Genomic DNA, 23,849 nt, shown 5'->3' on the forward strand with positions numbered 1-23,849 from the left:
CAAATCGAGGAGGAAAAAATTATGAGAATTGCTGTAGATGCGATGGGTGGAGACAATGCTCCATCAGAAATCGTAAAGGGATGTGTAAAAGCTGCAAGAGAATTCAGTGATGTCACCCTGGTGCTATATGGGAAAGAAGACCTGATCCGCGAAGGGTTGGATGAGTCATTGACCAATATAGAAATCGTTCATACGGATGAAAAAATATTAAGTGAAGATGATCCTGTCCGTTCAATAAGAAGAAAGAAAGAAGCTTCGATGGTCAAAGCCGCTTTATCTGTAAAGAATGGAGAGAACCATGCCCTGTTCTCAGCAGGGAATACAGGGGCGCTTCTGGCCGCCGGTACGTTGCTGATCGGAAGAATGAAAGGCGTCGACCGTCCCGGACTGTTAGGTACGTTCCCGTCACTTTCTGACAAACGTTCGGTCTTTCATATGATAGATCTTGGAGCCAACGCTGATTCAAAACCGTTGAATATCAATCAGTATGCCACTTTAGGGACACAGTATGCCAGACATGTACATGGCATTGAATTTCCAACGGTCGGTCTGTTGAATAATGGTACAGAAGAAAACAAAGGCAGTCTACTCACAAAAGAAGCCTATCAGTTATTAAAAGACAATAAAGAAATCAGCTTTGTCGGGAATGTGGAAGCTAGAGAACTTCTGAATGGTGTGGCAGATGTCGTTGTAACGGATGGCTTTACCGGTAATGCCGTTTTGAAAACCATTGAAGGTACGGCTTTGTCGATGATGACTGTATTAAAAAATTCTATTTACAATAATGGGGTCAAAGCAAAAGTAGGGGGCCTGCTGCTCAAAGACAGCCTTAAAGGCATGAAAGATTTGCTGGACTACTCAAAATATGGTGGGGCCGTTCTCTTCGGCGTGAAAGCACCAGTTATAAAAACACATGGGTCAGCTACAGCAGAACCTGTTTATCACACCATACGTCAGATAAGAGAAATGCTGGACTCAAAATTGCTGGAAGAACTGATCACTTATTTCGAACACGCTGAAAACTAAACACAACTCAGGTAGTCAATAAGTTATGAAGAAAATTATATTTTTTCTGAAAATGATGGAAATTACAAAAAGAATGCGATACAATTACATTTGTGCATCAAATGATAATTTGGTAATAGGCTTATGAAAAAGCAATAACAGATCCCTATTACTGTTCAAAGGAGCGAAAAAAATGACAGAACAAGAAGTTTTTGAAAAAGTACAGGCGATCATCGTAGAACGACTAGGTGTAGACGAAGACAAGATTTCTCGAGATACGACGTTTAAAGATGATTTAGGTGCAGATTCACTCGATGTCGTTGAGCTTGTCATGGAGCTGGAAGATACTTTCGGCAGAGAGATTTCTGACGAAGATGCTGAACAAATCACAACAGTTGGGAAAGCAGTTGATTACATACATTCGAATTTATAGAAATAGTTGAACAAAATTTTACTATTATAATATAATGAGAAATAAATGATAGGAAAATGCTTGAAATTTTAACCAATTGTTATAAAATTAGAAATAAGCATTGATATGTTAATGAAAACAGTGTATAATTCGATTTATATTATTAAGCTTTTGATTAGAAAAAGATGAAAGTTTAGTGATTTTCTTTCGAGAAGTATAAAATTGTTTCTCGAAGAAGGAAAGCATAGGAGGTTAAGTAGTGGCCGTCGAACGTAGTTTGTTAGAGATTAACAACTTAGAGACAGGGTTTCGTTTTGGAGATATATATCATAATGCAGTTGATGGTGTTTCATTAACATTAGAGAACAATGAAATACTTGCCATTGTTGGTGAATCCGGATGTGGGAAATCTACACTGGCAACATCGATTATGGGGCTGCACGATCCAAAGAATACCGAGATCAAGGGAGAAGTTATTTATAAAGATTTAAACCTTCTTGATTTGAACGAAAAGTTGTATAACCGTATCAGAGGAAATGACATTGGCATGATTTTCCAGGATCCACTGGGGTCATTGAATCCATTAATGACCATATATAGACAGATTTCGGAAGCCTTGGAATATCATTCAGATTTAAATGAAGAGCAGAGAAAAGCTAGAGTATTAGAATTACTCAATCAAGTGGGGATTCCACGCCCAGAGCAAATCATGAAAAACTATCCGCATGAATTATCCGGAGGGATGAGACAAAGGGTCGTTATTGCCATAGCTCTGGCAAATAAACCCCCAGTAATCATTGCTGATGAGCCGACAACCGCACTGGATGTTACCATTCAAGCACAGATCCTTGACTTGATGGTCGACATTCAGGATGAAACGGGATCTGGGATCATCCTGATCACGCACGACTTAGGTGTTGTTGCCGAAACAGCGGACAGAGTAGCTGTCATGTATGCTGGCCAGATCGTGGAGGAAGCTCCGGTTGAAGAATTGTTTGCGAATCCGAAACACCCTTATACTCGGTCATTGCTGAACTCGATTCCGCATGAGCTTGAAGGGGAAGATGATGAGCTCCATGTTATTCACGGAACTGTACCATCTCTGCAGAAATTACCAAGAAAAGGGTGCCGATTTGCTCCGCGGATCCCGTGGATCCCTGAAGAAGCACATGAAGAAAATCCAGTTTTACATGAAGTCAGTCCCAACCACAAAGTGAGATGTACATGCTGGAAAGATTTCCACTTTGAAGGGGAGGATAAGTGATATGGCTTTTTTAGAAGTTAAAGATTTGAAAGTACATTACCCGATCCGCGGAGGTATTTTAAATACTGTCCAGGACCATGTAAAAGCTGTCGATGGTGTGAATCTGTCGATAGAAAGCGGAAAAACTTACGGATTAGTAGGAGAGTCAGGGTCAGGTAAAACAACGATCGGGAAAACGATCATTGGTTTGGAAAAAGCTACATCCGGCAAAATTTTTTATGAAGGCGAGAATGTGACGAATAAAGCCCGAAGCAGGAAAAAGAAATATGCAAATTATAATAAAGATGTGCAGATGATTTTTCAGGATGCCACGTCATCTATGAATCCAAAAAAGCGGATCATTGATGTTATGGCAGAACCCATGCATAATTATTTTGACTACACACCTGGTGAAACAAAAAGGCGTGTGGCTGAATTGCTTGAAATCGTCGGGATGAACGCAGAAGCCATGTATAAGTATCCTCATGAATTTTCAGGAGGACAGCGTCAAAGGATAGGTGTTGCACGAGCAGTAGCTAGTGACCCTAAACTGATTATTGCTGACGAACCGACATCTGCATTGGACTTATCTGTACAAGCTCAAGTGTTGAATTTTATGAGACGCATTCAAAAAGAATATGGGTTAAGCTATCTCTTTATTTCCCACGACTTGGGTGTTGTTCAGCATATGTCAGATGATATAGCGATCATGCACAGAGGAAGATTCGTAGAACAAGGTTCGAAAGAAGCTATCTACAAGAATCCGCAGCATATATATACGAAACGTTTGCTGTCCGCGATCCCTGACATGGATCCTACCACGCGAAAAGCGCATAAAGTTGAAAGGCAGCGTGTCGAAGCAGAATACGATGCTCAGGAAACGGAATACTACGATCCGAATGGCCGTGTTTATGACTTGCAGCGATACGATAACGATCATTTGGTTGCTCTAAAACCAGAAGAACCTAATGCATCATTACAAAATGAAAAAGTTAAGACTGGAGGGGAAAGTTAATCATGTGGAAAACAATTATCAGGCGTGTTCTATTGATGATTCCTCAAATTCTTATCTTAAGTATTCTTATTTTTATCATTGCAGACTTCATGCCGGGTGATCCGTTCACCGGTATGATCGATCCGAACCTGGATCCGGCTCAGCTGGATGCAATGAGAGAAGCTTATGGATTGAACGATCCTCTGCCAGTCAAGTATGTCAGATGGATGTCTAATGCCTTCCAGGGCGACTTCGGTAGAAGTTTCAATTATCAGCAGCCGGTTACGTCAGTTATTGCAGGAAGGATCGGTAATACGATCAGACTCTCTCTATTGTCTATAATATTTACCTACCTTATTGGCTTGCCTCTAGGTATATTAGCAGGACGATATAACGAATCGGTTTTAGATAAGACAGTCCTTGTTTATAACTTTGTAAGTTTCGCGGTGCCGATCTTCGTCTTAGCCTTGCTTATGGTCTGGGTGTTCGGTTACAACTTGAACTGGTTCCCTGCTCGAGGCAGTATCAGTATAAGTGCTGAAACGCAATGGGAAATCTGGACGAGTCAATTGTATCACCTGATTTTACCATCTATAACGACCGCAATACTTGGAACAACTGCGATCATTCAATATCTCAGAAGTGAAATTATCGATGCAAAAGTTTCAGACTATGTTAAAACAGCGCGTTCAAAGGGCGTGCCGATTCAAAAAGTGTATACCAAGCATATCTTAAGAAATGCATCCCTGCCGATTGCTTCAGGATTCGGCTTCACGATCGTCAGTTTATTCACAGGTTCTATTTTTATTGAACAAATCTTTGTATACCGCGGGATGGGATATTTATTCCTCCAATCAATCAACACGCGTGATTATAGTGTCATTTTCGTATTAGTCTTATTCTATGGTTTCATGGCTTTGGTCGGAACACTATTATCTGACTTGATACTTATGGCAGTAGATCCGCGGATCAGGATTGATTAGAATGAATCTTCTACAGAAAGGAATGAATAACTCTTATGGCAACAAATAAAGATGCAGAATCAGCCGTTTTATCTGATGATGAGGCTGTTTCCACCCCACCCATGGGATTCAAAGTAATTGTCCGTGAATTTGCTAAAGACAAACTGGCTATGTTCTCACTGGTTCTATTGATCCTTATTCTGGCAACTGTATTCATCTGGTCTTTTCTTATTGATCAGACAGCAGTTCAGCGTGTCAGTTTATGGGATTCTTATCTGCCACCGATGTCAATGAGTGAAGATCCGCTTTATGAGGGAACGAGATATATACTGGGTACAGACTCAGCAGGTCGTGATATTTTTGGTCTTCTGCTGATCGGTGCACGTAATTCACTTATTTTAGGCTGGACGGTTACTGTCATATCGAGTGGAATAGGAATCGTTGTCGGAATTTTAGCAGCCTACTATGCCGGTTTAGTTGATAATGTCATCATGCGTATTATTGATTTCATTATGATATTACCTCAACTGATGATCATTATTATCTTTGTTACGATCGTACCGGATTATAATGTGTTTTCATTCGCAGCTATACTGATTCTTTTCAGCTGGCACGGTCAGGCCCGTTTCATACGTGGACGAGCGCTGACAGTTGGACGATTAGATTTTATCAGTGCATCCAAAACGATGGGAACACCTTCATTTGTTATTATGCTTCGTGAGATGATGCCGAATATAAGTTCATTGATCATTGTTAATTTGACCTTGAACTTTGCAGGTAGTGTTGGCTTAGAAACAGGGTATCTTATCTTGGATTCGGTTTACCGACCGGAACACCAAGTTTAGGTACGTTAGTTTCCTACGCCACAAATCCAGATATTCTGGAAAATAAAGCTTGGGTTTGGTTACCAGCTTCAACCTTGATTTTAGTGTTGGTGCTGTGTATAAACTACGTCGGTCGCGCGCTTCAACGTTCGGCAGACGCAAAACAAAGATTAGGATAAGAGAAGGGGAGAAAGAATATGTCAAACAAGAAAAGATACAGAATGTTAGCAAGTACTGCTGCCGTAGCATTTCTACTAGCAGCTTGCGGTAACGGGGATACGGAAGACACATCAGAAGGTACCGATAATGGAACAGACACTTCTGAAGAAGTAGATGAAGAGGCTTCAGACGGAGAAACTGATGGTCCGGCACCGATCGAATTCGATCAGCGTGTTGAAAACGAGGGAGAAGCTATAGACGGTGGAACGCTCAGCATTGGTTTTGTATCTGATTCACCGTTTACGGGGATTTTTAACTGGGAATTATATTCAGGTAATCCAGATGCTATGGTTATGGCTTATACCATGGGAGATTTACTTGGATACGATGAAAACTATCAATACGACGACTCCGGTGCAGCGACATTTGAGTTGGATCAGGAAACGAACACGGTAACGATGACTGTGAAAGATGGCGTCATGTGGCATGACGGCACACCTGTTACCGCCGGAGATATTGCGTTCACACATGAAATCATTGGTCACCCAGACTACACCGGGGTCCGTTACAGTGGGGATATTGCTAATATCGTTGGGATGGAAGCTTACCACACTGGTGAAGCGGACAGCATCGAAGGAATCACTATCGTAGACGATAAAACGATTGAAATCGAATATCAGTCTGTCGGAGTTCAAATGCTTCAAGCAGGTGGGGGAGTATGGGCTTATGCTGCACCACGTCACTATTTAGAAGATATTCCGGTAGCAGAACTTGAGTCAGCACCTGAGATCCGCGAGAATCCATTAGGATTTGGACCGTTCAAGGTAGAAAATATCGTGCCGGGTGAATCTGTTTCATATACAGCATTTGAAGATTATTACCTTGGCGCACCTATGATCGACAGAATCGAATTAGAGACTGTCCCTACATCTTCTGCTGTAGCAGCTATGGAAAATGCTCAATATGACTTGTTCATCGATATGCCGACAGACCAATATGACACGTATAAAGATCTTCCAGGGTATACGATATTAGGTAGAGATGAAAATGCCTACACTTACATTGGTTTCAAATTAGGTGAATGGCAGGAAGCTGAAACAGATGAAGATGGAAACATCGTAGAACCAGCACAAAACGTTTATGATCCTAATTCAAAAATGGCCGATAAGGACTTGAGACAGGCAATGGCTTATGCCCTTGACAACGATGCCGTTGGTGCACGATTCTACCAAGGTTTACGTCGTCGTGCAAACTCACCGATCATCCCTAACTTCGCTGATTACTATAATGAAGAGTTAGAAGGATATCCGTACGATCCAGAACGTGCAAATGAAATCCTTGACGAAGCCGGGTATGAAGATGTCGATGGTGATGGCATGCGTGAAACGCCAGAAGGTGAAGAGTTAGTCATCAACTTTGCTTCAATGTCCGGTGGCGAAACCGCTGAACCTATTGTTGAATACTATATGCAATCTTGGGCTGGAATCGGGATTGACGTTCAATTGCTTGAAGGTCGCTTGCATGAGTTCAATTCATTCTATGACCGTGTAGGAGCTGACGATCCACAGATCGACATTTATCAAGGGGCTTGGGGAACAGGTACGGATCCAACTCCTGAAGGATTATATGGACGCGATGCGGCATTCAACTTTACGCGTTGGACTTCAGAAGAAAATGATGAGTTTATGGAGCAAATGACAAGTGCAGAAGGCTTTGACACTGAATGGCGTGCAGAAGTATTCAATGAATGGCAAGAATACTTCATGGAAGAACTCCCTGTTATTCCAACGCTCTTCCGTAAAGAAGTCTTCCCGGTCAATAACCGTGTCGGAGCTTACGATATTTCTATCGGAACTAACCCAGACACACCGGGTGTAGGCTTGCATACGCTATACTTGATCGATGAAGAACGCGCAGGACAATAAAGTTAAATAGCATAAATAAGCTAACGGAGAACACCCGGGAAACATTTCCGGGTGTTTTTTAGTGTTAAATAGTTGTAGTTATTTTATTCTTGAGGTATGATAAAAGATAGATTTCGATTTAATTAATTACTTCGAATTCAAAATAAAAAAACGATGAGGGTTACATATGTTTTTAGCATGGAGAGAAATCAAGTACTCGAAAACAAGATTTGCACTGATCATTGGTGTAGTTATTTTAATCGCTTATCTCGTTTTCTTTTTAACTGGACTGGCGTATGGTCTGTCTCAGGAAAATCGCATGAGCATTGATAAATGGGAAGCTGACGGTATTGTACTGGCAGACGAATCCAATTTAAATATAAATATGTCGATGTTTCCCAAGGGCCAAATCGATGAAATAGAAGCAACCGAGAAAGCCTCCCTGGGGGTTGCATCAAGCGTTGCGCAGCCTGCAGGACAGAATGACGAAGACAGTAAGGTGAATGTCACCTTTTTCGGCATCGACAAAGAAGAATTCATTTTTCCTGAAGTCGTTGAAGGAGAAGAATTTAGTGCTGACAGGGAAGTGATTGCAGATATAAGTCTCAAAGAAGAAGAAGGCATGGCGGTCGGTGACGATTTGTCATTAGCCGGAATGGATCTCACTGTGGAAATCGTTGGGTTTACTGAGAATGCAAAATTCAGTGTCGGGCCAGTTCTTTATACTAATCATTCGACATATCAGCAGATCCGAGCAAGCGGCTTTGGTGAAAGGGAAGAGGAAATAATCAGTGCCATTGTCGTACGCAGTGATTCAGAGGAACTTGCTGATGTCGAAACGAACAGGGATGATCTGAATGTCTACTCAACAAGTGAATTTATTTCAAATTTACCTGGCTATATGGCCCAAGTCCTGACTTTTGGACTGATGATCGGCTTTTTAGTTTTGATCGCAGCCATGATCATAGGAATTTTCATTTATGTCCTGACTTTACAGAAATCATCTATGCTTGGGGTAATGAAAGCACAGGGGATTTCGTCTGCATATATCGCAAGAGCTGTGATAGGCCAGACGTTCCTCCTTTCTTTTATAGGGGTATTTACAGGGTTAGGGTTGACCTTACTGACGGGCCTGTTGTTGCCAGCAGCCGTACCTTATCAGAATAACTTTATCTTTTTAGCTGCAATCACAGGGTTACTGATAATCGTAGCCGTAGCAGGCGCCTTTTTCTCTGTCAGGACCGTCGTCAATATAGATCCGTTAGAAGCGATAGATTAGGAGATTGTTATGAAATTGATTGAATTGAAAGATGTAAAGAAAACATTCCAGGACGGAAGAAAAATGATCGAGGCTTTAAAACCCACAAACTTTTCAGTAGAACAAGGTGAGTTTGTAGCAGTGATCGGACCCAGTGGATCGGGCAAGAGTACGTTTCTTACTATTATTGGAGGGCTTCAGACACCAACTGAAGGAAAAGTATTTATAAGAGAAGATAAATTCAGCGAGTTAGATGAGAAAGACCGCGCAAAGAAACGTTTCAATGAAATAGGGTTTATTCTTCAGGCGTCTAATCTCATTCCCTTCCTCACGGTTAAGGATCAGCTGAAGCTGGTAAATAAAATCGAAAAATCAAAACTCGATGAAGCGAAAGTAGAGAATTTACTGTCTGAACTTGGGATCGATCACTTGATGGATAAATATCCGAGCGATCTGTCTGGTGGGGAAAAACAGCGTGCGGCCATTGCCAGAGCCATGTATCATAATCCGACTGTGATACTTGCAGATGAACCGACTGCCAGTCTGGATACAGATCGTGCCTTTGAAGTGGTGGAGATACTTGCTCGGGAAACAAAAAAAGAAAAGAAAGCAACCATCATGGTCACGCATGATGAGCGTTTGACCGATTACTGCGATGCGGTTTATACTATGAAAGATGGCGTATTAACAAAAAATCATAAAAAGTAGGCGATATAAATGGCAAAAACAGTGAGTATTATAGGTGCCGGCGTAGCTGGTCTAGCAAGTGCTATCCGTTTACAGAATGAAGGTTATGAGGTGACGCTGTACGAGAAAGAAGCTTTGCCGGGCGGAAAAATGAATCAGATAAAAAAAGACGGTTTTACATTCGATGTGGGACCAAGCATCGTGATGATGCCGGAAATATATAATGAAGTATTTGAAGTGGCCGGACGCGATCCTAAGGATTACATACCGATGACACGGCTGGATCCTATGTATTCTGCTTATTTCGAAGACGAGCGTATCGATGTATCCAATGATCTGGTTAAATTGATCGATCATTTAGAAGGAATAAGTGATGAAGATGCGGTCGGCTTCCTTGCTTATCTGAAAGACATCTATGAACGGTTCATCATTGCCAAGAAATATTTTATTCAGCGTCCATTCAGGAATGCTAGTGATTTCTACAATCCGTTCATGATCCGGCAGGCAATGAAATTGAAGACCTTTGACAGTGCCAACCATTCTATTGGTAAATTTGTAAAAGATAAACGCCTGCAGCAGATATTAAGTTTCCAGACACTCTATATCGGTATATCGCCCTCAAATGGGCCCTCCCTGTATACTATCATTCCTATGATCGAATACCTGTACGGTATCTGGTTCATTAAAGGGGGGATGCATACGATGGCCAGTTCAATGGAACGCCTTTTCATAGAGCTGGGCGGTACAGTGAAATATAATACATTAGTGGATGAAATCGTTATTGAAAATAAGAGGGCCACAGGCATCAAAGTCAACGGTGAAAAAATCTTGTCTGACTATGTCATGTGTAATGCCGATTTTCCCTATGCAATGAAAAATCTGGTCAAAGATAAAAAGGCAAAGGGCAAGTATACAGATAAAAAAATAGACAGCATGAAGTATTCGTGTTCCTGTTTTGTGATGTATCTGGGGATGAACAAAAAATATAATGAAGTAGAGAATGTCCATAATTTTGTTTTCTCTCAGGAACTGGACCAGAATCTGGAAGATATCTTCGAAGGGAAACTTTTAGAAAATGCCTCATTTTATGTCTACATCGCTTCGAAGATGGACGAAGATTTAGCACCTGAGAACAAAGACGGCCTCTATATTTTACTGCCTGTTTCTGATTTGGCTACAGCGGATTATGAATGGACAGATGAAATAAAAGCTTATTACCGAAACCAAGTGCTGTCTAAACTTAAAACCATTGAAGGTTTCGAAACGGTCGAGGAAGATATCATATCTGAGAGTTATATGACTCCAGTAGATTTTGAGCAGAAATTCAATGCCTACAACGGAGCAACATTCGGTTTGAGGCCAACACTGACCCAAAGCAATCATTTTAGACCTCAGGCCAAAGCCAAGCATACGGAAAACCTGTATTTCACGGGAAGCAGTACTCATCCGGGGGCGGGGGTCCCCATTGTTCTGACGTCTGCTAAAATTGCGACTCAGGAATTAATAAAAGACGACAAATAGAAGGAACGAGGCTGGAAAAAAAACAGCCTCGTTCCTTTTTAATACCTATTAAAAAAAGATATTTTTATCATTGATTACATTGCATCAATTTCTTAAAGAATTATTGTTCGACTGGTTATTAAACCGCTATTGAGACGACTTCCAGAATGATCTCAGCGTGAACTGGTCGCTAAACCGCTATTGAGACGACTTCCTGAAAAATCAAAGCCTGAACTGGTCACTAAGCGGATATTGAGACTACTTTTAATAAATGGCCCTTTTCGAACTGGCCCCGATACCACTGGAAGACTACGTCATTATTCATAGTTTGGGATAAAGTATGCGTCAGTAAATGAGAACCTTTTGGGTTTGCCTCACATTTTCTTTAAAAGCTACAATTTGAAATAGTCTTCTAAATAGGCGGCAAGCCCGTCGTCGTGATTCGTGGATCGGGTGATGTCGTTGCTTATCCGTTTTAACCTTTCAGATCCGTTCGACATGACGACACCGTGGCCAGCATACTGTATCATTTCGTAATCATTTTCCTGGTCACCAAATGCCAGGATGTCTTCCCGACTGAAGTGATAATAATCAGCGATACGTTCAAGGCCCATGGCTTTCTGAACTCCTGCAGCTACGACTTCGAGACAGGGAGTATCGCCGCCCCACATACGCACTTCCACAGAATCCTTATACGTATCTATGATTTTTTGTTCGATTTCAGGCTGAAATTTTCGAGTAGTCGTGAATACTCCGACAGAAGTGGGATCCTCAAGGAGAATTTCAGGTCTCAATTGTTTACTCATATGGATCCCTTCAGGGAAGAAGTCCGGATAAGGAACATATTGGCCTTCAATATAAATGGCTGTCTGTGATTCCGCAGCTATCAGCTGTACTTCCGGATTATTCTTGAGAGAAAGCATGGATAAAGCAAGGTCTTTGCTTAATGTCTTATGATAACCGTGCGTCCAGAATCTCTGCGACGGGTTATGCAGCCAGGCACCATTAAAATTCACGATCGGTGTATCCAATTCAAGCTGTTTATAGTAATAATAACTGTTTCGATAAGGTCTGCCCGTGACGATTGAAACGATATGCCCATCTTTTCTCAGCCGCTGAATCGTCTGATGCGTCCTGCGGGAGAGTTCAGAGTGGTCATTAAGAGTCGTACCATCCAAATCCAGTGCAATCAATTTTCTTTGCATAATATATCATCCTTTTAGCTCTTAGCTGTTCAGTATCCTTATCAGTATAGCAAAGCTTCAGGTAAATGTATAATGGGAAATATGAGGTGAGAATTGTCAAGAATTGTTCAACTAAATAGGGGATATCTATGATTTCACAAGAGTGAGTATGGTAAAATGGAGAAGTGTAAGGAGGAGATTTCATGACTGAAAAGAAATCAGTATGGACTGAAGAGGAAATTGAAGATATAAAAAAACGTATAATGGAAGCAATGGAACAAGTTATCGATCCGGAATTAGGTATTGATATCGTCAATTTAGGCCTGGTTTACGAAGTTAATGTATTCAACGGCGGTTATTGCGAAATGAAAATCACACTGACGACGATGGGCTGTCCGCTGGCCGATGTCATAACCGAAGATATACTTAATGCTATGAAGACTATTCCGGAAGTGACAGAAACAGATGTCAAATTAGTATGGTATCCGGCTTGGGATACCTCCAGAATGAGCCGTTATGCCCGTATCGCTTTAGGGATCAGATAATTCATACTCTCAGTAAAGCTCAGGAATTGTTTTTATTCCTCATGCTTTAGTGAGAGTTTTTACTGTTATAATAGAAGATGAACCCTTCCTCAAACGGAAATAAGTAAAGAGGTGAATCCACTTATGAGTTACATACCATTGAATATAATAAGCGCTTATTCTCTGCTGGAAAGTACAGTAACTGTCAAACAGCTAGTGTCTAAGGCCAAAGAATTCGGCTACAGCAGCATGGCGCTGACAGATAATAATGTCATGCATGGTGCAGTCGAATTTTATCTTGAAGCAAAAAAGCAGGGAATCAAGCCCATCATCGGCATGACGGTCGAAATATACGAGGATGAGACAAACGAAAAGGGATTATCCACTGTTTTGCTTGCTGAAAATGCCGAAGGATATCAGAATCTCCTGTCCCTATCCAGTAAAATCAAAGGTGAACACGAAAGAGTTACAGCCGATACATTGAAGACCCATGGCAGCCATTTAACGGCCATTGTTAACTTTCAAAGCTTGGTTGCTCATCTATCCAATAAAGAGTCCCGTTTAAGCGAGCGTTTAGAGAGGATAAGCAGGGAGATCAGTCATACTTTTTTAGGGGTGTCTTATGACGGAGAAAATATCGAGGCAGTAAAGAATATTATTAAATTATCTGAGGAAACAGCGATTCCGAACGTAGTCAGTGAACCTGTCAAGTCACTGGAAGCAAAAGATTACTTGTCATTGAAGGTGTTAGATGCAATAAAAAATCAGACTACGCTGGATTCCGATGAGCAGCCGGGGGAGAGGCCTTTCTTCTTTTTACAGGAGCCGCGCAATGTAGTTGGAAAATACAAGCAGATCAGTTTGGGTGACGCACTGGATAGCACTGTGAGAATTGCTGAATCGATCGATTTGAATTTAAGCTGGGAAAGTGTCCTTCCGCGATTTGATACACCAGACGGGAAAACATCCCCCCATTACCTTAGAGAAATAGTTTATTCTCATTTAGAAAAGAAATTGCCCGGCCATTCTGAAATATATGACCATCGAATCGAGAAAGAACTCGACGTGATCATCAAAATGGGCTTTGCTGATTATTTTCTGATCGTTTGGGATCTGATGAAGTACGCACACAGTAAGGCGATCGTGACAGGAGCGGGCAGAGGTTCGGCTGCGGGGTCCCTGGTTTCTTATGTTCTGAACATCACTGATGTCGATCCTGTGGCTTATGACTTGCTTTTTGACCGATTCCTGAACGAAGAGAGATACACGATGCCAGATATCGATTTAGACTTTCCAGATGATAAACGAGACAGTATCTTAAAATACGTCTTGCGCAAGTATGGCAGAGAACATGTCGCCCAGATAGCCACCTTTGGAACCTTTGCTGCCAAAATGGCGGTACGGGACACCGGCCGAGTCTTTGGTTTGTCAGCGGATGAGCTGAAAAAGTGGTCCGATGCCATTCCAAGTTCGCTGGGGATCACCCTGAAGAAAGCATATAGAGAGTCCGAAACACTGCGGAATCTGGTAAATGTGAGCGATGCTCATAAAGCATTATTTAAAACAGCTCTCAACCTAGAAGGATTACCCAGACACGTCTCCACTCATGCTGCCGGGGTCGTCATTTCAAGAGACCCACTGGTTCAAACGGCGCCACTGATGGAGGGAAATGGCGCCATGCCTCTCACTCAGTATACGATGAATGATGTCGAAACAGTCGGTCTTTTAAAAATGGACTTTCTGGGACTTAAAAATCTGTCGATATTGGCGGATTGCCTGAAAAATGTACCGGAACTGAGAGGCTCTGTAAAAGATAAACTTGCGGCTATCCCTCTGGATGACCAGAAGACACTGGAATTATTCAGAAGGGGAGATACAAACGGTATTTTTCAATTTGAATCAAGAGGTATACGCAATGTGCTGAGGAAGCTGAAACCGACAGATTTTGAAGACATTGTGGCAGTCAACGCCTTGTACCGACCAGGTCCTATGGAACAAATCGATGTGTATATCAGAAGAAAAAATGGACAGGAAAAAATCGAATATATCCACGAGGATCTACAGGAAATACTTGAAGTCACAAATGGCGTCATGATTTATCAGGAGCAGGTCATGAAAGTGGCTTCTAAAATAGCGGGATACAGCTTGTCAGAAGCAGATATACTAAGACGGGCTATCTCTAAAAAAATCAAAACAGAGATAGATGCAGGCCGCAAGCAGTTTGTTGCAGGCGCCAAACGTCGAGGTTACAGCGAAGATAGCGCCAACCGTATTTATGCACATATCGAGCGTTTCGCTGATTATGGCTTTAATCGTTCACACGCAGTGTCTTATTCTAAACTGGCATTTCAGCTCGCTTATTTTAAAGCCAATTTCCCAGCCGCTTTTTTTGTTTCACTCATGCGGGCTTCAGCAAACAATAAAGATAAATTAAACACCTATCTTTTAGAGGCGAAGCAGAGGCATATTGAACTTGTTCATCCAGATATCAATCAAAGTGGTGATAATTTTAAAGCGGAGAACGGTAAGATCTGTTTCGGATTGAACGCGATCAAGGGTATGCGAAAAGATTTTGTTCAGCACATTTTATTTGTAAGAAGAAAACATGGTGGATTCAGGGATCTGCTTTCATTCATCAACCATATAGATAAAAGATGGAGAAAAGAGCAGTATGTCTTGCCTCTGATTTATGCAGGCAGTTTTGACAACCTCCAGTACAACCGTCGTACATTGGTTGAGTCGCTGGAATCGATACTCAACAGCGTGAATATGAGTAACGGGAATATCGAACTGTTTGAATCCCTTGCGCCCAAAATCCAGGTTAAAGAGGAATATACTTTGGAAGAACGACTGAAACAGGAGTTTGAAGTGACGGGCGTTTATCTTTCCGGACATCCGACGGATAAATTTATGGATACGAGAGACAGCAAGCAGATGATTTATATCACTGATTCTGTCCAGAATAAAAGTCAGACATATATTGTTTCTATTCAGGAAATAAAGAAAATTCAGACAAAGAGAGGCGAACCGATGGCGTTCCTGGAAGTGACTGATGCTTCTGGCGAAGCGACCTGTGTACTTTTTCCTGATATTTATCGAAGATACTCTAAAGTACTCCAGAAGAACAGGATATTTTCAGTCAAAGGGAAAGCTGAGTTCAAAAAAAATAAATGGAACATTCTCGTCTCTCAAATGCAGGATCCTGAAACCCTATCTAAAAGAGTTCAAAAGCATCTGTACTTGAGATTTGAAAAACTTGATCAGCAAAGAGAAGTTTTTAGTAAAATCTTAGAAATCCTGGAAAAAGATCAGGGAGATACCGAAGTGATCATTTATGATCAGTCGATGGACAGAAAAGAAAAACTGAAACCACGGTATAAATTTAACAGTCACACGACGAGTATCGATGCACTCAAAGGATTCCTGGGTGAAAACAATGTGATTTTTAAATAATTATAAAAATTTCGCTGTATATCCGTATTTTATAAGACAATCAGACGAAAAAGTGATAAGATAAGATATGGGTGTAATAAAAATGATGATTTAAAGTTTTCTTGAGTAAGGAGAAAAGTTTTCTTTGCTCAAGGTGTTTTACATATCTTTACCGGGTTATCGGGTAAGTGTGGAAAGAAAAATTGCATTGAAGGTGGATATAAGATGAAAAGAATTGGAGTTCTTACAAGTGGAGGAGATGCTCCGGGAATGAACGCTGCTATTCGAGCAGTTGTCCGAAAGGCACTTCATGAAGGCATGGAAGTTTATGGCGTGAATTATGGTTTTGCCGGACTTGTTGCTGGAGATATTAGAAAACTGACGAGAAGAGATGTAGGAGATATGATAGGACGCGGAGGAACATTCCTTTATTCCGCTCGTTACCCTCAATTTGCTACAGAAGAAGGTCAGCTAAAAGGCATCGAACAACTAAAACGTTTTGGCATCGAAGGGTTAGTAGTTATCGGTGGGGATGGATCATATCGTGGAGCTTATGCCCTGACTAAACACGGTTACCCTTGTGTGGGGGTGCCGGGTACGATCGATAACGATATTCCGGGCACAGATTATACGATCGGATTTGATACGAGTATCAATACGGTACTGGAAGCTCTGGACAGAATCAGGGATACCGCGACATCGCATATTCGTACGTTCGTTATTGAAGTCATGGGTAGAGATGCCGGAGACATTGCGTTATGGTCGGGTGTAGCCAGCGGGGCAGAACAAATCATCATTCCGGAGAAAGACTTCGACATTACAGAGGTTGCAGATAATATTCGAGAAGGTCGGGAAAAAGGTAAAAAACATTCGATCATCGTTCTGGCGGAAGGCGTCATGGACGGGCAGGAATTTGCTGAAAAACTGGATGCGATCGATAACTTCCACGTCAGAGTTACTGTTTTAGGCCATGTACAAAGGGGCGGCTCTCCAACGGCTAGAGATAGAGTGCTGGCTTCTCAGTTCGGTGCCAAGGCAGTCGAGGCACTTAAAGAAGGACGCGGCGGAGTTTGTGTTGGCTTAGACAGAGAAGAATATGTGGTCAGAGATATTGTCGAAACATTAGATAATATAAGACATAAACCTAACCTGGATCTGTATAAGCTGAATGAAGAAATTTCAAATTGATCAGCGCTTTACGCGTGTAAACTTTAAATCATCATTATATGGGTAAATTATATAAAAAATAAATTTATAGGAGAGTTAACGTATGAAAAAAACAAAAATTGTTTGTACCATAGGTCCGGCTAGTGAATCATTAGATACACTAGTGAAATTAATCGAAGCAGGGATGAATGTTGCACGCTTGAACTTCTCTCACGGCGACCACGCAGAGCACTTGGCTCGCATTGAAAACATCCGTAAAGCTTCTGAAAAAACAGGAAAAATGGTCGGGATCATGCTTGACACTAAAGGGCCTGAAATCAGAACCCACAATATGAAAGATGGTGCGATCACTTTAACCAAAGGAGATACGGTACGTATTTCCATGTCAGAAGTTGAAGGAACGAAAGAGAAATTCTCAGTCACTTATACAGATTTGATCAATGATGTAACCCCCGGTTCAAGCATCCTGCTTGACGATGGTCTGATCAACCTGCAGGTAACAGACCTTGAACACGATAAAGGTGAAATCGTGACTGTAGCTCAGAACACAGGTGTGCTGAAAAACAAAAAAGGTGTTAACGTACCTGGTGTCTCAGTTAACTTGCCTGGTCTGACAGAAAAAGACCGCTCAGATATCCAATTTGGTTTGGATAACAACGTTGACTTTATTGCAGCTTCTTTCGTGAGACGTCCTTCAGACGTTCTGGAAATCACTGAGATCCTCGAAAAACAGGATAAGATGCATGTTCAAATCATTCCTAAAATCGAAAACCAGGAAGGTGTCGACAACCTTGAAGAAATCCTGGCGATTGCTGACGGTTTGATGGTCGCCCGTGGTGATTTAGGTGTGGAGATCCCGACCGAGGACGTGCCGATTGTTCAGAAACGTATGATTTCTTTATGTAACAATGCCGGCAAGCCCGTTATCACAGCTACTCAAATGCTTGATTCCATGCAGGTCAATCCTCGTCCGACAAGAGCTGAAGCATCAGACGTTGCCAATGCTATATTTGACGGAACAGACGCGATCATGCTTTCTGGTGAAACAGCAGCTGGGGACTACCCTGTTGAATCAGTACAGACAATGTACAACATTGCGATGCGTACTGAATCTTCATTGGTCAATCAGGATGCTTTTGCTCTTAAAGCTTATGACCAGAACGACATGACAGAAGCCATCGGACAAGCTGTAGGTCACACAGCTAAGAATCTGAATATTCATACGATCGTTGCTGCAACTGAATCAGGACATACTGCACGTATGATTTCTAAATTCAGACCAAAGGCAGATATCCTGGCTGTGACATTCAGCGAAGAAACGGCAAGAGGTCTGGCTCTGCAATGGGGAGTACAGCCAACTGTATCAGAAAAACCTACATCCACGGATGATATGTTCAACTTGGCTACTCAAACAACAGTTGAAAAAGGCTTTGCTAAAGAAGGCGACCTGATCATCATTACTGCCGGCGTACCCGTTGGTGAACGCGGAACGACAAACGTTATGAAGATCCAGCTGATCGGCTCTAAATTGACAAGCGGACAAGGTGTCGGCTCTGAATCAGTTATCGGTAAAGCAATCGTGGCTGAAACAGCTGACGAAGCGATTGAGCGTGCGATCGAAGGCGGCATTTTAGTTGTGAAGAGCACAGATAAAGATTATCTTCCGGCAATCGAAAAATCTGCTGCAATCGTAGTAGAGCAGGGCGGATTGACATCACATGCAGCCGTGATCGGTATTGCTATGGGAATCCCTGTGATCGTTTCTGCTGAAAATGCAACAGAACTGATCGAACAAGATGAATTGATTACAGTAGATGCTCGTCGTGGTATTATCTACCGTGGCGCAACTACAGCAATCTGATCCATCTATTAAACTAGATAAATAAGTTATAAATGAGACAATGGTTGATAGAATTCGTAGGATTGATGTTCTTGAGCATCTTCGAAATGACATTCAATCATTGTCTCATTTTTTTGTTATACTTAAACACTTAAAAAAGGAGATAAACATGAATAAAGATCTGGCAACAGTCATAACAGCTATCGTTACAGATAAAAACGATAAAGAATCATTTGTACAAAAGAATGGCATCACCTATAAAGTTATATCAGGTGATGAGGTTTCCGTGGGGGATACATTAAAAGGATTTGTTTATGTCGACAAACAGGATCAGGCAGTCTTCACAACGGATCTTCCTGAAATCAATAAAGAAACTTTCGGCTGGGGAACAGTCGTAAAAGTGAATAGAAAACTGGGGGTCTTTGTAGATGTCGGCTGGCAGGACAAAGATGTCGTCGTGTCTATGGATGATCTGCCTGCTGAAGGCAGAATCTGGCCAAAAGAGGGAGACAAGCTTTACCTCTCGATAAAAGTGGATGACAAGAATCGTATCTGGGGAGATCTGGCGGACGAAGAAAAATTCTTCGAAGATTATGTAGAGGGCACCAAACAGATGCATAACCAGGATGTCACAGGTATCGTTTTTCATCTTAAAAAAAGCGGCACGTATGTCCTTACAGAAGATAAACACATTCTGTTCGTGCACCCAAGTGAACGCGACGAAGAACCAAGGCTTGGGCAAACCGTATCAGGCCGGATCATCGGGCTAAGAGAAGATGGAGTCTTATACGCTTCGATGCACCCTAGAGCACATGAAGTCATTGAAGAGGACGCACTTATGCTGCTTGAGATGCTTAAACGCTCTGAGGATGGTCGTATTCCTTTCCATAACAAAACGGAACCTGAGCTCATAAAAAAACAGTTTGGTATCAGCAAGGGGCAGTTTAAACGTGCCGTCGGCAGACTAATGAAAAAAGGATTGGTTTCTCAGGATGAAGAAGGAACAAAATTGATCAAGGATCCCGAAGACGAACAATAATTAGGTTGAGACTTTGGCGAGATTCTTTTATACTTATTCTAATGAGGAATAGAGATAAAAGAATCTAGATAAGAATCAATTTAATCTAAGGGAGTTCAGCATGAAAAAATTAGACTCTTCATTTAAAGTAATAAAAAAGAAATTGCATGAGGCAGGGTTCAAACTGACACCTCAAAGAGAGTTGACTGTTGAGGTGCTGCTTGAAAAGGAAAAAGATCACCTGAGTGCCGAAGAAGTGTACCTCTTGGTGAAGGCAAAAAATACCGGAATCGGTCTTGCTACTGTTTACCGCACGCTTGAGATCCTGACAGAACTCCAGATCATCAATAAGCTGACTTTTCAGGATGGGATCGCTCGCTATGATCTCAACATGAATGAGGACAAACATCAGCACCATCACTTATTGTGTCTGAAGTGCGGGAAGATAGAAGAAGTGAAAAATGATATGCTCCTGGAAATAGAGATGGAAATCGAGAAGGAATACCATTTTATAGTAAAAGATCACCGGCTTACGTTTCATGGCATATGCAATGAGTGTGCCAGTAATCAATTAAATTAATGAGGCTGATCGTATGATAAATCGCGAACCGTTCGATGACTACCTCGTGTTTCTGAAAATCGAAAAGGGCTTATCCGTTAATACCGTCAGCAGTTATCGAAGAGATATCGAACAGTACATCAGTTATCTCGATGGTAATGAAATTCAGTCGTGGAAGGAGATAGACCGCTATCTCCTTCTCGCTTTTTTCAGTGACCAGAAGAAAATGCTTAAAGCAGATAATACGATCATCCGAATGTTTTCAAGTATCAGAAAATTTCATCAGTACTTAAAGCAGGAAGGCTATACGCAGGAAGATCCGATGCTGTACGTAAAGACACCAAAGAAAGCAGACGCCTTACCTAAAATCGTATCCATGCAGCAGATCGATCAGCTGCTCCAGGCCCCGGATACTACTAAACCATTGGGGATAAGGGATCGGGCGATACTTGAAGTGATGTATGCGACGGGCCTGCGGATAACCGAATTGATCGAATTGACGACCAACGACATACACCTGTCAATGAAGCTCATTCAAATCGTCGGTAAAGGAAACAAGGAACGGCTTATCCCCATCGGTGACATGGGCTGCAAGTGGCTGGACTATTACATGACCACGAGCAGACCGAAACTGCTTGAAAAAGCGAAGCAGGAGACTGCTGTCATTTTTTTGAATTCTCGTGGAAGCCCTTTAAGCAGGCAGGGTGTCTGGAAAAACATTAAAAAACTTGCACTGAAAGCCGGGCTCAAGAAATCGATCACTCCACATACACTGAGACATTCATTTGCGACACATTTACTTGAGAATGGGGCGGATTTGAGAGTAGTGCAGGAACTCTTAGGTCATGCCAACGTTTCGACGACTCAGATCTACACACACATAACGAAGCACAGACTTAAAGATGTCTACACGACCTATCATCCACGGGCATAGGCATGATAATGAGTGTAATCTAAAAATATTATCATAAAAGCGCTAAACACCGCGTCATTCTTGCATTCTTAGGAAGAAACATATATTCTGAAAGTATGAGAAAATAAAAGGAGGAAGTTTTTTATGAATTTTGATCGTGTTCATTTGATCGTTTTAGATTCAGTAGGTATCGGTGAAGCTCCCGATGCTAAAGAGTTCGATGATGAAGGTGCCCATACTCTCGGCCATATCGCGGAAGAGGCAGGTTTGAACGTGCCGCACATGCAGTCCTTAGGTTTAGGTAACATCGCACCTTTAAAAGGGATCGACCCGGTCGATTCTACTAAAGGCTACTACACAAAACTGGAAGAAAAATCTGTTGGAAAAGATACCATGACAGGCCACTGGGAATTAATGGGTCTGCATATCAAAACCCCATTCAGAGTCTTTCCTGACGGTTTTCCGGATGACTTGATCAAGCAGATCGAAGAACATACGGGAAGAAAGGTCGTCGGCAACAAGCCTGCATCTGGTACGAAGATCATAGAGGAACTCGGTGAACACCAGATGGAAACCGGAGACCTGATCGTTTATACGTCTGCCGACCCTGTGCTGCAGATCGCCGCTCACGAAGATGTGATTCCTCTGGAAGAGCTGTATGAAATCTGTGAATATGTCAGAGACATCACCAAAGATGAACCTTACATGATCGGTCGTATCATTGCCCGTCCATACGTGGGCGAACCTGGAGATTTCACGCGTACTAGCAACCGTCACGACTATGCATTAAGTCCTTTCGGCGATACAGTGCTGGATTTCCTGAAAGAAGATGGCAAAGATGTCATCGCGGTCGGTAAAATCAATGATATCTTTAATGGTAAAGGCATCACTGAATCCGTTCGGACCAAATCCAACATGGATGGTGTAGATCAGCTGCTGAAGGTCATGAAGAAAGATTTCAATGGCGTGAGCTTCACTAACCTCGTTGATTTTGATGCATTATACGGACATCGCAGAAATGTTGAGGGCTATAGAGATGCATTGGAAGCTTTCGACTCCCGCTTACCGGAACTTTATGATGCACTGGAAGAAAATGATCTGCTGATCATTACAGCTGACCACGGAAATGACCCGACAGCTACCGGGACGGATCATACGAGAGAATATGTTCCTGTTATGATCTATTCTCCAAAATTTGAAAAGGGAGAAGAATTGCCTCAAGGCCTGTTTGCAGATATCAGTGCAACGATTGCTGAAAACTTCAATGTCAAGGATACCGGTTTCGGCGACAGCTTCCTGGGCAAATTAAAATAGACTGTTAAAAGGAGAAAAATGAATGACTGAAAAATATACTGAAGCAATTGAAAAAGCATCTTCATTCCTGAAATCCAAAGGGGTTGAAAAACCTGAAGTAGGACTGATCTTGGGTTCAGGTCTCGGAGAACTGGCAAACGAAGCGGAAAATGCTGTCGTTGTTCCTTATGAAGATATTCCTGAATTCCCTGTTTCCACTGTTGAAGGTCACGCCGGCCAGCTGGTTTACGGCGACCTCGGAGGGAAAAAAGTTCTGGCTATGCAAGGGCGTTTTCACTACTACGAAGGTTACTCCATGCAGGAAGTCACGTTCCCGGTCAGAGTAATGAAGGCTCTTGGAGTTGGCTCACTGGTCGTTACCAATGCTGCCGGCGGAGTAAACGAGGATTTTACCCCAGGCGACTTGATGATCATTACCGATCATATCAATATGATCGGTGTGAATCCGCTGCACGGACCAAACGAAAACGAACTGGGACCGAGATTTACGGACATGAGCAGTGCCTACAATAAAGAATATCAGCGTCTTATTGAAGAGGCTGCTTCTGAACAGGATATCAACGTTCAAAAAGGTGTGTACATGGGCTTGTCAGGTCCGACATATGAAACACCCGCTGAAGTCCGCATGGTGCGTACCCTCGGCGGAGATGCTGTCGGGATGTCCACTGTCCCTGAAGTGATCGTCGCTAATCATGCCGGCCTTAAAGTTGCAGGTATTTCCTGCATCACCAACTATGCGGCAGGCATGCAGGAAAACTTGAATCACGACGAAGTGGTAGAAGTTACGACACGCGTAAGAGAAACATTCAAATCATTAGTAAAATCAGTGATTTCGAAACTTTAGTACAGCTTGAGTTAAGAATATCGGGAGAAAGGGCGAAAGTTTAGAAGCTTTCGCTCTTTCTCTGTCTGCATATCAGTATCTGTTTGATTTTTGAGAGATAAGTAGG

19 protein-coding genes and 1 pseudogene are annotated in these 23,849 nt (G+C 42.1%); 19 read left to right on the forward strand and 1 reads right to left on the reverse strand.

Annotated elements, in window-relative coordinates:
• Positions 1–21: 21 nt before the first annotated feature.
• The 10 genes and pseudogenes from plsX (at position 22) to BM049_RS01120 (ending at position 10,969) form a co-directional block, all read left to right on the forward strand.
• Positions 22–1,026 (forward strand): phosphate acyltransferase PlsX, encoded by a 1,005-nt coding sequence (plsX, locus tag BM049_RS01075; RefSeq protein WP_091527962.1) that lies wholly within the window; start codon positions 22–24, stop codon positions 1,024–1,026.
• Between the two features lie 172 nt (positions 1,027–1,198).
• Positions 1,199–1,438: an acyl carrier protein gene (acpP, locus tag BM049_RS01080; protein ID WP_091527964.1), complete on the forward strand. Its 240-nt coding sequence runs from the start codon at positions 1,199–1,201 to the stop codon at positions 1,436–1,438.
• Positions 1,439–1,676: 238 nt separating this feature from the next.
• Positions 1,677–2,681: an ABC transporter ATP-binding protein gene (locus BM049_RS01085; protein ID WP_091527965.1), complete on the forward strand. Its 1,005-nt coding sequence runs from the start codon at positions 1,677–1,679 to the stop codon at positions 2,679–2,681.
• A 1-nt stretch (position 2,682) separates the two neighbouring features.
• Positions 2,683–3,675 (forward strand): ATP-binding cassette domain-containing protein, encoded by a 993-nt coding sequence (locus BM049_RS01090; RefSeq protein WP_091527967.1) that lies wholly within the window; start codon positions 2,683–2,685, stop codon positions 3,673–3,675.
• A 2-nt stretch (positions 3,676–3,677) separates the two neighbouring features.
• Positions 3,678–4,637, forward strand: coding sequence for an ABC transporter permease (locus tag BM049_RS01095; protein WP_091527969.1), 960 nt, complete (start codon positions 3,678–3,680; stop codon positions 4,635–4,637).
• Between the two features lie 35 nt (positions 4,638–4,672).
• A pseudogene (locus BM049_RS01100) lies at positions 4,673–5,619 on the forward strand (ABC transporter permease).
• Between the two features lie 18 nt (positions 5,620–5,637).
• The gene (locus BM049_RS01105; RefSeq protein ID WP_091527971.1) at positions 5,638–7,524 is read left to right on the forward strand and encodes an oligopeptide ABC transporter substrate-binding protein; all 1,887 of its coding nucleotides are present in this window, start codon (positions 5,638–5,640) and stop codon (positions 7,522–7,524) included.
• A gap of 166 nt (positions 7,525–7,690) precedes the next feature.
• Positions 7,691–8,782, forward strand: a complete 1,092-nt coding sequence (locus BM049_RS01110; RefSeq protein ID WP_091527973.1) for an ABC transporter permease — start codon at positions 7,691–7,693, stop codon at positions 8,780–8,782.
• A 9-nt stretch (positions 8,783–8,791) separates the two neighbouring features.
• On the forward strand, positions 8,792–9,469 hold the full coding sequence (locus BM049_RS01115) for an ABC transporter ATP-binding protein (protein ID WP_091527974.1): 678 nt from the start codon (positions 8,792–8,794) through the stop codon (positions 9,467–9,469).
• 9 nt (positions 9,470–9,478) lie between these two features.
• Positions 9,479–10,969 carry a phytoene desaturase family protein gene (locus BM049_RS01120; RefSeq protein WP_091527976.1) on the forward strand — a complete coding sequence of 497 codons (1,491 nt, stop codon included), beginning with the start codon at positions 9,479–9,481 and terminating at the stop codon, positions 10,967–10,969.
• 371 nt (positions 10,970–11,340) lie between these two features.
• Here BM049_RS01120 and BM049_RS01125 read toward each other — a convergent pair whose 3' ends face one another.
• Complete coding sequence (locus tag BM049_RS01125; RefSeq protein ID WP_091527977.1) at positions 11,341–12,153, reverse strand: Cof-type HAD-IIB family hydrolase; 813 nt, start codon at positions 12,151–12,153, stop codon at positions 11,341–11,343.
• Between the two features lie 182 nt (positions 12,154–12,335).
• Between BM049_RS01125 and BM049_RS01130 the strand changes: the two genes are divergently transcribed.
• From BM049_RS01130 to BM049_RS01170, 9 genes are all read left to right on the forward strand, one after another.
• Positions 12,336–12,677: a metal-sulfur cluster assembly factor gene (locus BM049_RS01130; RefSeq protein WP_091527979.1), complete on the forward strand. Its 342-nt coding sequence runs from the start codon at positions 12,336–12,338 to the stop codon at positions 12,675–12,677.
• Between the two features lie 123 nt (positions 12,678–12,800).
• On the forward strand, positions 12,801–16,109 hold the full coding sequence (dnaE, locus tag BM049_RS01135; RefSeq protein WP_091527980.1) for a DNA polymerase III subunit alpha: 3,309 nt from the start codon (positions 12,801–12,803) through the stop codon (positions 16,107–16,109).
• Positions 16,110–16,313: 204 nt separating this feature from the next.
• The gene (gene pfkA / locus BM049_RS01140; protein WP_091527982.1) at positions 16,314–17,276 is read left to right on the forward strand and encodes a 6-phosphofructokinase; all 963 of its coding nucleotides are present in this window, start codon (positions 16,314–16,316) and stop codon (positions 17,274–17,276) included.
• 82 nt (positions 17,277–17,358) lie between these two features.
• A complete protein-coding gene (gene pyk, locus BM049_RS01145; RefSeq protein WP_091527983.1) occupies positions 17,359–19,116 on the forward strand; it encodes a pyruvate kinase in 1,758 nt (585 codons plus the stop codon).
• A gap of 148 nt (positions 19,117–19,264) precedes the next feature.
• Positions 19,265–20,134, forward strand: a complete 870-nt coding sequence (locus BM049_RS01150; protein WP_091527985.1) for a S1-like domain-containing RNA-binding protein — start codon at positions 19,265–19,267, stop codon at positions 20,132–20,134.
• A 100-nt stretch (positions 20,135–20,234) separates the two neighbouring features.
• On the forward strand, positions 20,235–20,693 hold the full coding sequence (gene fur, locus BM049_RS01155; protein ID WP_091527987.1) for a ferric iron uptake transcriptional regulator: 459 nt from the start codon (positions 20,235–20,237) through the stop codon (positions 20,691–20,693).
• Between the two features lie 13 nt (positions 20,694–20,706).
• Positions 20,707–21,606 (forward strand): site-specific tyrosine recombinase XerD, encoded by a 900-nt coding sequence (gene xerD, locus BM049_RS01160; protein WP_091527988.1) that lies wholly within the window; start codon positions 20,707–20,709, stop codon positions 21,604–21,606.
• 123 nt (positions 21,607–21,729) lie between these two features.
• Positions 21,730–22,899, forward strand: a complete 1,170-nt coding sequence (gene deoB, locus BM049_RS01165) for a phosphopentomutase (RefSeq protein WP_091527990.1) — start codon at positions 21,730–21,732, stop codon at positions 22,897–22,899.
• A gap of 22 nt (positions 22,900–22,921) precedes the next feature.
• Positions 22,922–23,743 (forward strand): purine-nucleoside phosphorylase, encoded by an 822-nt coding sequence (locus tag BM049_RS01170; protein ID WP_091527991.1) that lies wholly within the window; start codon positions 22,922–22,924, stop codon positions 23,741–23,743.
• Positions 23,744–23,849 lie beyond the last annotated feature (106 nt).

Origin of the sequence: Alkalibacterium subtropicum (assembly GCF_900112455.1) — a bacterium.
In the GTDB taxonomy this organism is placed as follows: Bacteria; Bacillota; Bacilli; order Lactobacillales; family Carnobacteriaceae_A; genus Alkalibacterium; species Alkalibacterium subtropicum.